The 12,309-nt window shown below is 44.9% G+C and carries 10 protein-coding genes, 7 tRNA genes and 1 other annotated feature; all 17 genes read left to right on the plus strand.

Features of this window, described 5'->3' with window-relative positions; all coding sequences use genetic code 11:
* The first annotated feature begins 69 nt into the window (after window positions 1–69).
* The 17 genes from H532_RS0116635 to gltX all read left to right on the plus strand — a co-directional run bounded on the left by H532_RS0116635 (window position 70) and on the right by gltX (window position 12,001).
* Window positions 70–145 (plus strand) — tRNA-Lys (locus H532_RS0116635).
* A gap of 22 nt (window positions 146–167) precedes the next feature.
* A tRNA-Leu gene (locus H532_RS0116640) sits at window positions 168–248 on the plus strand.
* Window positions 249–256: 8 nt separating this feature from the next.
* Window positions 257–331, plus strand: a tRNA-Gly gene (locus H532_RS0116645).
* Between the two features lie 12 nt (window positions 332–343).
* Window positions 344–420: transfer RNA gene (locus H532_RS0116650), tRNA-Arg, on the plus strand.
* A gap of 55 nt (window positions 421–475) precedes the next feature.
* Window positions 476–552, plus strand: a tRNA-Pro gene (locus H532_RS0116660).
* A gap of 4 nt (window positions 553–556) precedes the next feature.
* Window positions 557–632: transfer RNA gene (locus H532_RS0116665), tRNA-Ala, on the plus strand.
* Between the two features lie 39 nt (window positions 633–671).
* A tRNA-Gly gene (locus H532_RS0116670) sits at window positions 672–746 on the plus strand.
* Between the two features lie 176 nt (window positions 747–922).
* Window positions 923–1,624, plus strand: a complete 702-nt coding sequence (locus H532_RS0116675) for an MgtC/SapB family protein (RefSeq protein ID WP_027726400.1) — start codon at window positions 923–925, stop codon at window positions 1,622–1,624.
* Window positions 1,625–1,711: 87 nt separating this feature from the next.
* Window positions 1,712–2,170 carry a CtsR family transcriptional regulator gene (locus H532_RS0116680; protein ID WP_027726401.1) on the plus strand — a complete coding sequence of 153 codons (459 nt, stop codon included), beginning with the start codon at window positions 1,712–1,714 and terminating at the stop codon, window positions 2,168–2,170.
* 36 nt (window positions 2,171–2,206) lie between these two features.
* Window positions 2,207–2,728 (plus strand): protein-arginine kinase activator protein McsA, encoded by a 522-nt coding sequence (mcsA, locus tag H532_RS0116685; protein ID WP_027726402.1) that lies wholly within the window; start codon window positions 2,207–2,209, stop codon window positions 2,726–2,728.
* On the plus strand, window positions 2,725–3,795 hold the full coding sequence (mcsB, locus tag H532_RS0116690; RefSeq protein WP_027726403.1) for a protein-arginine kinase McsB: 1,071 nt from the start codon (window positions 2,725–2,727) through the stop codon (window positions 3,793–3,795). Before mcsA ends, mcsB begins: the two co-directional genes overlap by 4 nt.
* 15 nt (window positions 3,796–3,810) lie before the next feature.
* Window positions 3,811–6,255, plus strand: a complete 2,445-nt coding sequence (gene clpC, locus H532_RS0116695) for an ATP-dependent protease ATP-binding subunit ClpC (RefSeq protein ID WP_027726404.1) — start codon at window positions 3,811–3,813, stop codon at window positions 6,253–6,255.
* Between the two features lie 124 nt (window positions 6,256–6,379).
* Window positions 6,380–7,780 (plus strand): DNA repair protein RadA, encoded by a 1,401-nt coding sequence (radA, locus tag H532_RS0116700; RefSeq protein ID WP_027726405.1) that lies wholly within the window; start codon window positions 6,380–6,382, stop codon window positions 7,778–7,780.
* A gap of 288 nt (window positions 7,781–8,068) precedes the next feature.
* Window positions 8,069–9,172: a PIN/TRAM domain-containing protein gene (locus H532_RS0116705; RefSeq protein WP_027726406.1), complete on the plus strand. Its 1,104-nt coding sequence runs from the start codon at window positions 8,069–8,071 to the stop codon at window positions 9,170–9,172.
* A 15-nt stretch (window positions 9,173–9,187) separates the two neighbouring features.
* Window positions 9,188–9,898, plus strand: a complete 711-nt coding sequence (gene ispD, locus H532_RS0116710; protein ID WP_027726407.1) for a 2-C-methyl-D-erythritol 4-phosphate cytidylyltransferase — start codon at window positions 9,188–9,190, stop codon at window positions 9,896–9,898.
* Entirely contained in the window at window positions 9,876–10,352 is a 477-nt protein-coding gene (ispF, locus tag H532_RS0116715) for a 2-C-methyl-D-erythritol 2,4-cyclodiphosphate synthase (protein ID WP_027726408.1), read from the plus strand. The genes ispD and ispF overlap by 23 nt, the downstream gene beginning before the upstream one ends.
* 182 nt (window positions 10,353–10,534) lie before the next feature.
* Window positions 10,535–12,001 (plus strand): glutamate--tRNA ligase, encoded by a 1,467-nt coding sequence (gene gltX, locus H532_RS0116720; protein WP_027726409.1) that lies wholly within the window; start codon window positions 10,535–10,537, stop codon window positions 11,999–12,001.
* Between the two features lie 49 nt (window positions 12,002–12,050).
* Window positions 12,051–12,268, plus strand: a binding site (T-box leader).
* Window positions 12,269–12,309 lie beyond the last annotated feature (41 nt).

Below are 12,309 nucleotides of genomic sequence, written 5' to 3' on the forward strand. Positions count from 1 at the left end.
AATCAGTGTTCCGAATCTCTGAGTAAGCTTCGTTCAATTAACAAGCGAGTGCACATAATAATTAAGCACGAGCCATTAGCTCAGTCGGTAGAGCATCTGACTTTTAATCAGAGGGTCGAAGGTTCGAGTCCTTCATGGCTCACCATTTTTATCATCTTAAGTGTTGCGCGGGTATGGCGGAATTGGCAGACGCGCTAGACTTAGGATCTAGTGTCTTTGACGTGGGGGTTCAAGTCCCTCTACCCGCATTGGGTGTGCGGAAGTAGTTCAGTGGTAGAACACCACCTTGCCAAGGTGGGGGTCGCGGGTTCGAGTCCCGTCTTCCGCTCCATTGCAAAGCTTTGCGCCCTTAGATCAACTGGATAGATCGTCTGACTACGGATCAGAAGGTTAGGGGTTCGAATCCTCTAGGGCGCGCCATTTTAAAAAAAAATGCGGGCCATGCATTGCGTCACATACAAAAAATTAACGCAAACGGGAAGTGGCTCAGCTTGGTAGAGCACCTGGTTTGGGACCAGGGGGTCGCAGGTTCAAATCCTGTCTTCCCGACCATTATGGGGCCTTAGCTCAGCTGGGAGAGCACCTGCTTTGCAAGCAGGGGGTCAGCGGTTCGATCCCGCTAGGCTCCACCATATTTTTTAAACAGGGATCATGAACCTGTTTTTTTGTTTGCGGAAGTAGTTCAGTGGTAGAACACCACCTTGCCAAGGTGGGGGTCGCGGGTTCGAGTCCCGTCTTCCGCTCCATTGAATTGAAAATCAATTAATACCATATAACTAAACTAGTTAAATTTAAAATCCCATTTTCGCAATGACGAAAGTGGGATTTTTATATTCCTTCGTTTTGTGATGATTTTTATGTTAATATCATATAATAAAAAATTAGAATAACAAATATGAATATTTATTCGGAGGTGGCCGTAATGCATTTTAGTTGGATTAATCATGATATGACTACGATTACCATCAGGTTAATTACGGCCGCGGTTTTAAGCGGGTTAATTGGCTTGGAAAGAGAAGTAAAACGCCATCCCGCGGGCTTCCGCACCCACCTTTTAGTTGGCGTGGGAGCTTGTATGCTTATGGTCTTGTCGTTATTTGGATTTAATGATTTTCTGTCTTCTGACCCTAATATTCGGTACGACCCATCGCGGCTACCTTCTTACGTCATCAGTGGGATTGGTTTTCTTGGTGCAGGGACGATTATGGTTCACGGCATCACGGTCAGAGGATTGACGACAGCTGCATCGATTTGGGTTGTTTCTGGAATTGGTCTTGTCGTAGGTAGTGGCATGTATTTTGTTGCGGTTTTTACAACGATCATCGTGATTTCCAGTTTAATTTTTCTTAATAAGTGGGAACACTATATATTAAAGACCACTCAATCTGAGACATTATACCTTATTGTGAGCAACAACAATATATCTGCGACGTCACTCGTCGGTATTTTGGAAAAGCGCGGGATATCGATTTTGAAAATGGACGTCGAAAATATGCCCGATTCGGATGACAAACTGGTCAAATACAGTTTTGTCGTACATTTTCCTAAAAATATCGATTTACCCGCCATCTATGACGATTTATCGAAAATGTCGGGGATCTATAAGGTTTATACACGGGAATAAATAGACGGTTTTGTTCGTTTCCATTTTAGGAGAAAATCATATATAATTATTGTCAAAGATAGTCAAAGTCAAAAGGGGGTGACATCGGTGGCGAACATTTCAGATATTATTGAAGCCTACATTAAAAAGTTCTTTAATCATCAAAGCGAGGTCGAAATTAAACGCAGTGAACTCGCCGAACTTTTTCAATGTGTCCCCTCACAAATCAATTACGTGTTGAACACTCGCTTTTCTATGGAACAAGGGTATATCGTCGAAAGCAAACGCGGTGGCGGTGGTTATATACGGATTATTAAAGTGAGCCCGAATAATAATGCGGAATTAATCGATTATATGATTCAGTTGATCGGGGATCGCATCACGCAGTCCAAATCATATGCTATGATAACTAGACTGTTTGAGGAAGATCTGATCAACGAGCGTGAAGCAAAATTAATGTTAAGTGCCATTGATCGCTCTGTATTGGATTTAAGCATACCGTTAAGAGATGTTGTCAGAGCCAATATCTTAAAGTCAATGCTTGAAGCTTTGAAATATAAAATGTAAGTGATGAGAAGATGGATCCGAAGGGAGATCATCCAAATGGAATGTCAAGAATGTCATATGAGGCCGGCGACGCTCCACTTTACGAAAATCGTCAACGGCAAAAAAATGGAGGTTCATCTTTGCGAAAGATGTGCCAAAGAAAAAGGCGAAGTGATGGCAGGATCTAATGCGTTTTCCATACACAATCTGTTATCGGGATTTTTGAACTTTGAACAATTAACCGGTCAAAGGGAAAACGATCCTTTTAGCGGGGATGTGCAATGCCCTAAATGTGGGTTGACGTACAGTGAATTTGCCAAAATAGGGAAGTTTGGTTGTGCCCAATGCTACCGCGCTTTTAACCACCTATTGGATCCGATTTTACGAAAGGTCCATGCCGGCAACACCGTTCATACCGGTAAAATCCCGAAACGGACCGGGAAAAACATCAGCACTAAACGAAAAATCCAATCGCTCAAAGAAGAACTGCAATATTTGATTGAGCGTGAAGAGTTTGAGAAGGCAGCGGTGATTAGGGATCAAATTCGCGCTTTAGAAAAAGGTGGGAACGAATTATGAGTCTAAGGCAATTTATCGACCAAGCCGTAAGCCCATGGATGCAAGGGGACGGACCAGATGGCGATATTGTTCTCAGCAGCCGTATTCGGTTGGCCCGTAACCTTGATGATTATGCTTTCCCCATCATGGCGACGGTAGATCAAGCGAAAAAAGCGATGGAGTATATTAAAGACCACCTCAATGGAGCGAGCTATCACGGACTCGGAAAATTCGAATGGGTGGAAATGAGTCGCCTTAAACCTATTGAAAAAAGGGTACTCGTTGAGAAGCATTTAATTAGCCCGAACCTTGCTGAGGACTCTAATTATAGCGCCGCTTTAATCAACGAAACGGAATCCATTAGCATTATGATTAATGAGGAAGACCACCTGCGCATTCAATGTTTATTCCCCGGTTTCCAGTTGAATGAAGCATTGACTTTAGCCAGTGGGGTAGATGATTGGCTAGAGGAAATGTTTAATTTCGCGTTTGATGAACAAAGAGGGTATTTAACCAGTTGTCCGACAAATGTCGGCACGGGTCTCCGTGCCTCCGTTATGGTCCATTTGCCGGCATTAATGATTACCCAGAGGATGAATCGGATTGCTCCGGCTATTAACCAATTTGGACTGGTGGTAAGGGGCATCTACGGGGAAGGAAGCGAAGCATTAGGAAATGTTTTTCAAATCTCTAATCAAATCACTCTTGGCAAATCCGAAGAAGATATCGTTGAAGATTTAAGAGGCGTCGTGATGCAACTGATTCAACAAGAAAAAGCGGCGCGTCGGGATTTGCTGAGTTACTCTAAAATTCAATTGGAAGATCGGGTATATCGGTCTTATGGTGTTTTGAAATACAGCCGGGTGATTCACTCCAAAGAAGCCGCCAAATGCTTATCAGATGTCCGCCTTGGCATCGATCTTGGATTAATTAAAGGCGTTTCCCGGAACATACTTAATGAATTGATGATTATTACACAGCCCGGGTTTCTCCAACACTATTTTAAAGAGGCTTTGGAACCGGATGAAAGGGATGTCCGGCGGGCAATATTGATAAGAGAAAGAATTCAAATGGAAGAAAACCAATAAGGAGGGTGACCGTCTATGATGTTTGGCCGTTTTACAGAGAGAGCCCAAAAGGTTTTGGCACTTGCGCAGGAGGAAGCGGTACGTCTTGGTCATAACAATGTTGGTACGGAACATATTTTACTTGGCTTAGTACGTGAAGGGGAAGGCATTGCCGCTAAAGCTCTCAAGGCGTTGAATTTAAATCCAGAAAAAATTCAAAGAGAAGTGGAGGCCCTTATCGGACGCGGAAGCGACATTGACCAACCGCCTCACTATACACCGCGCGCCAAAAAAGTTATTGAACTGTCCATGGATGAAGCCAGGAAAATCGGTCATTCCTATGTCGGAACTGAACATATATTACTAGGTTTGATTCGTGAAGGTGAAGGGGTCGCGGCGCGCGTTTTAAATAATCTTGGTGTCAGCCTGAACAAGGCGCGTCAGCAAGTTTTACAACTTCTTGGCAGCCACGAAGCAGCAGCCGGACAACAAGGCCGGGCTGGCAGTGCCAATACACCGACCCTTGACAGTTTGGCACGGGATTTAACGGCACAAGCGCGGGAAGGCGGGTTAGATCCGGTGATCGGCCGAAGCAAAGAAATTGAGCGCGTCATCGAAGTGCTCAGCCGAAGGACGAAAAACAATCCGGTCCTCATCGGGGAGCCGGGCGTTGGGAAAACGGCCATCGCCGAAGGGCTTGCCCAGCAAATCGTTAATAATGAAGTGCCCGAAATCTTGAGGGATAAACGCGTCATGACGTTAGATATGGGAACAGTCGTCGCTGGTACCAAATACCGCGGCGAGTTCGAGGATCGATTGAAAAAAGTGATGGATGAAATCCGCCAAGCCGGTAATATCATCTTATTTATTGATGAGCTGCATACTTTAATTGGGGCAGGTGGCGCAGAAGGAGCGATTGATGCTTCCAACATCCTGAAGCCGTCCCTCGCTCGTGGGGAATTGCAATGCATCGGGGCTACGACGCTTGATGAATATCGGAAATACATCGAAAAGGATGCCGCTCTGGAACGGCGCTTTCAACCAATTAGAGTAGAGGAACCAAGTCCGGAAGAATCCGTATTAATTTTAAAAGGATTGCGCGATCACTATGAAGCGCATCACCGCGTCAAAATTACCGATGAAGCCATTGAAGCTGCTGTCAATTTATCCGACCGTTATATATCGGATCGGTTTTTGCCAGATAAAGCGATTGACCTCATCGATGAGGCGGCTTCGAAGGTGCGTCTACGTTCCTATACGGCTCCGCCAAACCTAAAGGAATTGGAACAAAAGCTAGAAGAAATTAAGAAAGAAAAAGACGCTGCCGTTCAAAGCCAAGAATTTGAAAAAGCTGCTTCTTTAAGGGATACGGAACAAAGGCTTAAAGAGGAATTGGAAAAAACACAACAAGAGTGGAAACAAAAACAAGGCCAAGAAAATACAGAAGTCACACCCGAAGACATTGCGATTGTCGTTTCTAACTGGACGGGTGTGCCGGTTTCCAAACTGGCGCAAGAAGAAAGCGAACGGCTCCTTCATATGGAGGAAATATTGCATAAACGCGTCATTGGCCAAGAAGAGGCTGTAAAGGCGATTTCTCAAGCCATTCGCCGGGCGCGCGCCGGTTTGAAAGATCCAAAGCGACCGATCGGTTCCTTTATTTTCCTTGGCCCAACAGGTGTCGGTAAAACCGAATTGGCGAGAGCCGTTGCGGAGGCGTTGTTTGGGGACGAAGAGGCGATCATCCGCATCGACATGTCGGAATACATGGAGAAACATACAACTAGCCGTCTTGTCGGTTCGCCTCCCGGTTATGTCGGGCATGAAGAAGGCGGTCAATTGACAGAGAAAGTCCGCCGCAAACCTTACTCCGTCATCCTTTTGGATGAAATTGAGAAAGCCCATCCCGATGTCTTTAATATTTTGCTTCAAGTCTTGGACGACGGCCGTCTGACAGATTCGAAGGGAAGAACCGTCGACTTTCGAAATACGGTCATTATCATGACGTCAAATGTCGGGGCTGAAACACTTAAAAGAAACAGACATGTTGGTTTTACTGTCGGCGGCGAAAGCGGCGCTTATAGCGAAATGAAAACAAAAGTTTTAGATGAATTAAAACGAACATTCCGTCCGGAGTTTTTAAACCGGATTGACGAGATTATCGTCTTTCATGAATTGAAAACGGAACAAATTGAAAAAATCGTCGGCCTTTTGGCGAGTGACTTAGAACAGCGATTGGAAAACCAAGGCATTACGTTAACATTGACGGATGCAGCGAAAAAACAAATTGCCAAAGAAGGTTATGACCCTGAATATGGTGCGCGGCCGCTGAAGAGGGCGCTACAAAAGAAAGTTGAAGATCGCTTATCAGAGGAACTATTAAAAGGCAACATTTCGAAAGGTAGTTCCGTTGTTGTCGATTACAAAGACGGCCAATTTGTCGTTACTGATGAAAAGAAAAGTGTAAGTAAAACGTCATGAAAGATACATTTAGGTGAATTGTTCCCTATGTTAAAATGAAAATACCATCATGAGTGATAAAGGAATGTGACGACAAAAACGACACCCATGTGCCTTTTTCCTTTGTCAATGGGAGTTGCGAGGAATGCCAAAAATAAAAACCGTCTTTTTTTGCCAGGAATGCGGGTACGAAAGTGCGAAGTGGATGGGAAGATGCCCGGGTTGCGGTCAATGGAATACCATGGTGGAAGAAATTATTAATACCAAAGCCGACCAGGACAGGAGAAAAAGCGGAAAGACACCGAATAAGCCCATTCCCATCAGCCAAATTGAAAAAACGAGCGAAAAAAGATTTTTGACAAAAACCAACGAATTGAATCGGGTGCTCGGCGGCGGGGTGGTGCCCGGCTCCCTCGTCTTGGTTGGGGGTGACCCGGGAATCGGGAAGTCGACCTTATTGTTACAAATGTCCAACCAGCTTGCCGAAGCAGGGTATACGGTTTTATATGTCTCTGGAGAAGAGTCTGTGAAGCAGACGAAAATGCGTGCGGAAAGACTGGATATTCATTCCGATCGGCTTTTTGTGATGGCGGAGACCGATATGTTTGAAATTGAGACCCGCCTTGATGAGATCCAACCTGATTTTCTCGTTGTGGATTCCATTCAAACGGTCTATAGCAGCGATGTGACGTCAGCTCCCGGGAGCGTCTCCCAAGTCCGCGAATGCACAGGGAGACTCATGCGGATTGCAAAAACAAAAGGAGTGGCCACCTTTATCGTCGGCCATGTTACCAAAGACGGTGCCATCGCCGGGCCGCGGCTTTTGGAACATATGGTCGATACGGTTCTTTATTTTGAAGGGGAGCGTCACCATACGTTTCGTATTCTACGGGCGGTTAAAAATCGCTTTGGTTCCACGAATGAAATGGGTGTATTTGAAATGAAGGAATCGGGACTCACTGAAGTCGCGAATCCATCGGAAATTTTTCTTCAAGAAAGAACAAAAGGGGCTTGCGGCTCGACGGTGGCCGCGTCTATGGAAGGCACCCGCCCCATGCTCGTAGAAATTCAAGCTTTAGTCACACCAACGAGTTATACAAATGCACGGCGAATGGCCACTGGCATTGATCCAAATCGGCTGTCAATGTTGATGGCAGTTTTGGAAAAACGCGTTGGGCTTTTGATGCAAAATCATGATGCCTATGTCAATGTTGCCGGCGGTGTCAGACTAGATGAACCGGCTGTTGACCTTGCGGTGGCCGTCAGTGTCGCTTCAAGCTTCAGGGACCAACCCGTTGTGCCAACCGATGTACTCATCGGTGAAGTCGGCCTCACAGGGGAAATTCGTCGCGTCTCCCGCATTGAACAAAGGGTTTTAGAGGCACAAAAACTTGGCTTTGAACGAGCGATTATACCAGAGCAAAATATTGGCGGATGGAAGGCGCCTGAAGGAATTACCATCATTGGTGTGAGAACCGTCGCCGAGGCCATGGAATACACCCTCGGCGCAGCAAAGCGGAGCGTTTTGCCAAAAGTCTATGAATAAAGGAAAAAGGTAAGTAACCGGTTCTTTGTGAGTTCCGCTTAACAAAGACCGGTTCGCACCTATTTTTTAGCAAGAATGGCCATTCTTTTAAGAGAAAAGACCTAAGAGTAAGATACCATTGACAGATATTTGAAACCTATGTTACGTTGGAGGCAACAATCCATAGTTTTACATGTCTTTTTTTGGAAATGATATTTTGTTCATTTTATAGAAAAAATATGTGATTTTCTATGATCACGAGTTTCAAAATAGAGATTCTGTCTATACTGTTTAAGGGAGGTGATAAGAATGATGAAACGGACCATCCAGTTGTTCTTCATCATTATAGGTGGAACATTAGGATTCGTTTATATTCCGAAACTCATCATGTTATTAAATTTTGGCAAAGGTTTAGAATGGTTGGAATCGCCTTATACAGGTATGGTTATTGGGGCAGTTATTTTTTACTTTTTAACGCTCTGGTTTGTAGACTCCATTGTCCAAGTCATTAAAGTGTTTGAAGAAAAAATTGTGAAGGCACCGGTTGCCGATGTTCTGTTCGGAACATTAGGGCTTGTGATCGGACTTGTCGTTGCTTTTTTGATACAAATCCCGCTAAACAATATTCCTTTAACCGCCATTAGCAGCGTCGTTCCGGTCTTTACGATTTTCCTTTATCTGTTTTTGGGGTATCTCGGTTTTCAAATCGGATTCAAAAAGCGTGATGAACTCATAAACTTTTTCCCGATCTCTAAAACAAGAGATAAGCGGAAAGACAATGAAGACGGGTCAATCAAACGGGGCTCGTCATTAAAAATTTTAGATACGAGCGTCATTATTGACGGAAGAATTGCTGATATTTGTCAAACAGGTTTTCTTGAAGGGACGTTAGTGATCCCGCGGTTTGTTCTGGAAGAATTGCAACATATCGCGGATTCATCCGATGTGTTAAAACGCAACCGCGGGCGGCGGGGTTTGGACATATTAAATAAAATCCAAAAGGAACTGGCTGTCAAAGTGGAAATCTATGAAGGTGATTTTGATGAGGTTTCTGAAGTTGACAGCAAATTAGTTAAACTCGCCCTCCTGGTAGGAGGCGTCGTGGTTACCAATGACTTTAATTTAAATAAAGTATGTGAATTACAAGGCGTTTCGGTGTTAAATATTAATGATTTGGCCAATGCCGTCAAACCGGTCGTGCTACCCGGCGAAGAAATGAAAGTGCAAGTGATTAAAGATGGAAAAGAACAAAATCAAGGCGTCGGTTATTTGGATGATGGCACGATGATCGTCGTCGAGGATGGCCGCACGCATATCGGCAAAACGATCGATGTGGTGGTCACAAGTGTTTTGCAAACTTCCGCGGGTCGGATGATCTTTGCGAAGCCGAAAGTATTGGAACAAGCCTTGTAATTATCGGAGGAGACTATGGGATACGAAGTCGTCATTCCGGCAGCGGGAAGCGGGAAGCGAATGGGCGCTGGGCATAACAAGTTGTTCATCGAGCTTCTTGGAAAGCCTCTGATAGCCCATACACTGCAAGTTTTTGAGGAAGACGACCAGTGTGATGAAATCATTGTCGTCGTCAAAAAAGAAGAAGAAGAGCGGATCAAAACAATTGTGCGTAGCCAAGGATTTAAAAAAAGGATTCAGTTTGTCGCAGGCGGTGAGGAACGTCAACACAGCGTGCGACATGGGCTCATGCATATTAAAAGGGACGGTGTCGTTTTAATTCATGACGGCGCACGTCCCTTCGTGCCGCTGGAGAGGATTTCAGAGTTGGTCAAAACCGCTGATGCGGTCGGTGCCGCTATTTTGGCGGTTCCGGTAAAAGATACCGTTAAGAGCGTAGCCGAGAGTTTTATTGAAAAAACGGTTGACCGAAGCCGTCTTTGGCTAGCCCAAACGCCTCAAGCGTTTCGGCTCTCAGTTATTTTGGAAGCCCACGAAAAGGCGTATCGAGAGGGCTATGTGGCCACGGATGATGCCGCGTTAGTGGAATGGATAGGGAAACAGGTCGCCGTGGTTAACGGAGACGAGCGGAATATTAAAATCACAACACCGGAAGACTTAACTTTAGCGGAGTACTATATTTTGAAAAACAAGGGGAATCGGAATGCGAATCGGACAAGGCTATGACGTTCATCAATTAGCAGAAAATCGCCCGCTTATCATCGGCGGCGTGCACATTCCTTATGACCGGGGGTTAATCGGCCATTCCGATGCCGATGTTTTATTGCATGCCATTAGTGATGCCTTATTGGGGGCGATTGCTGCTGGTGATATCGGGCGCCATTTTCCTGACACAGATCCGCAATATAAAGACGCGGACTCCAAGAAACTTTTAAAAGCGGTGTGGACGATGGTGGAGGAGAAAGGGTATGCATTAGGAAATCTTGATTGTGTCATCATCGCCCAAGCTCCAAAATTGGCACCATACATTCCGAAAATGGTAGACATTATCTCCGGTCTGTTAGAAACGTCATCAGAAAACATTAATATAAAAGCGACAACAACTGAAAAGCTTGGTTTTACGGGCCGCATGGAGGGGATCGCTGCCCAAGCGGTTTGCCTGTTAACCAAAAAAGGATAAGGGGATATTTGCCCCTTTTTTGCACTGGTAAGAAAGTTATTCATTTCTTAGGCTAACATAAGGGATATTAAGCCTCTTGCTGTGCCTAAAAACTTGATAGAGCCAAGTTTTCTTATGAATTGAGAACACTGATTTAGCGTGTTAAAATAGGTTCGACATTAATGGAATCAGGGTGAAATGAGATGGAAACAGTTAGAACGCGATATGCACCGAGTCCAACGGGGCATTTACATATTGGAGGAGCCCGAACCGCTTTATTTAATTACTTGTATGCACGGCATTTTGGTGGGCAATTTATCATTCGCATTGAAGATACCGATGTAAAAAGAAACGTCGAGGGCGGAGAGAAGAACCAACTAGACTATCTAAAATGGTTGGGGTTGGATTGGGATGAAAGCGTCGATGTCGGCGGCGAATATGGCCCGTACCGGCAAACCGACCGTTTGGCCATCTATAATGAATACGTCAATCAGTTATTGGAAAAAGACCTTGCCTTTAAGTGTTACTGTACAGAGGAAGAATTGCAAAAAGAGCGGGAAGAGCAGTTGGCGAGGGGGGAAGCTCCGAAATATAGCGGCACTTGCCGCCATCTGACGGAAGAAGATAGAAAACGATTGGAAAGTGAAGGTAGAAAACCTAGCATTCGTTTTAAGGTACCTCAAGGCAAAGTCTATACTTTTAATGACCTTGTCAGGGGACAAATTTCTTTCGAGTCCGATGGCATTGGTGATTTTGTCATTGTCAAAAACAATGGCATTCCGACCTATAATTTTGCCGTCGTCATCGATGACCATCTCATGCGTATTTCGCATGTCTTCCGCGGAGAAGAACATATTTCCAATACGCCGAAGCAAATGATGCTTTATGAAGCATTTGGATGGGAACCTCCGGCCTTTGGCCATATGACACTGATTATTGGGGAAAACCGCAAAAAATTGAGCAAGCGCGATGAATCCATTATTCAATTTATTGAGCAATACCAAGCTCTCGGTTATTTACCAGAGGCGTTATTAAATTTTATCGCGCTATTAGGTTGGTCACCAAAAGGCGAGGAAGAATTGTTTACTAAGGATGAATTGGTTGAAATCTTTGACCCGGACCGATTAAGTAAATCGCCCGCCGTTTTTGATCCTGTCAAACTGGCTTGGATGAACAATCAATACATTAAGAAAGCCAGCCTTGAGACCGTTGTGGACATTACCCTCCCGCATTTGAAAAAGGCGGGTAAACTTCCTGAAAACCTCACACCGGAAGAAAGCGAATGGGTGCGCGAACTCATCGCTCTTTACCAGGAACAATTGCAATATGGGGCCGAAATTGTCGAACTCACTGACCTCTTTTTTAAAGAGGAAATCCATTACGATGAAGAAGGCATGGCCATTTTAAAAGAAGAACACGTCCCTGAAGTGTTAGCCGTGTTAAAAGACCATCTTGAACCAGTGGAAGATTGGAAACCGGAGAACATTCAGCCGCAAATTAAAGCGACGCAAAAAGCAACCGGCCGGAAAGGTAAACAGTTGTTCATGCCTATCCGCGTTGCCGCAACGGGGGTTACCCACGGACCGGAATTACCGAAATCGCTTGCGCTCCTTGGGAAATCCGTAGTTTTAAAGCGGCTTGAAGCGGCTATTCGCATATTACAAGCATAAAGGTTGTCACCGTCTGAGCAATCGTGCATTATATAATCAATAAAAATCTTTCAAAGCGTTGATGGGGAGAAGTAAAAACCGTCCCTTTCTTTACAGAGAAAATCGCCTTGGCTGAGAGCGATTTAGGAAAAACGGTTTTGAAATGCACCCCGGAGCCTTCTGTTGAACCGGCAAAGTAGACAGAGGCGGCCATCCTCCGTTAAAAGGATCAAGAGTGGGATTGTCATAATCCAAATAGAGTGGAACCGCGCGACAAGCGTCTCTGTGCCGTTATGCATAGAGGCGCTTTTTTACGAGCTTGACTTTGG

Origin of the sequence: Tuberibacillus calidus DSM 17572 (assembly GCF_000430685.1) — a bacterium.
GTDB lineage: Bacteria > Bacillota > Bacilli > Bacillales > Sporolactobacillaceae > Tuberibacillus > Tuberibacillus calidus.

Bases quoted from the DNA above. Each gene is read 5' to 3' on its own strand.
- H532_RS0116675 (WP_027726400.1), top strand. From the start codon at position 923: ATGCATTTTAGTTGGATTAATCATGATATGACTACGATTACCATCAGG.
- mcsA (WP_027726402.1), top strand. From the start codon at position 2,207: ATGGAATGTCAAGAATGTCATATGAGGCCGGCGACGCTCCACTTTACG.
- mcsB (WP_027726403.1), top strand. From the start codon at position 2,725: ATGAGTCTAAGGCAATTTATCGACCAAGCCGTAAGCCCATGGATGCAA.
- clpC (WP_027726404.1), top strand. From the start codon at position 3,811: ATGATGTTTGGCCGTTTTACAGAGAGAGCCCAAAAGGTTTTGGCACTT.
- radA (WP_027726405.1), top strand. From the start codon at position 6,380: ATGCCAAAAATAAAAACCGTCTTTTTTTGCCAGGAATGCGGGTACGAA.
- H532_RS0116705 (WP_027726406.1), top strand. From the start codon at position 8,069: ATGATGAAACGGACCATCCAGTTGTTCTTCATCATTATAGGTGGAACA.
- ispD (WP_027726407.1), top strand. From the start codon at position 9,188: ATGGGATACGAAGTCGTCATTCCGGCAGCGGGAAGCGGGAAGCGAATG.
- ispF (WP_027726408.1), top strand. From the start codon at position 9,876: ATGCGAATCGGACAAGGCTATGACGTTCATCAATTAGCAGAAAATCGC.
- gltX (WP_027726409.1), top strand. From the start codon at position 10,535: ATGGAAACAGTTAGAACGCGATATGCACCGAGTCCAACGGGGCATTTA.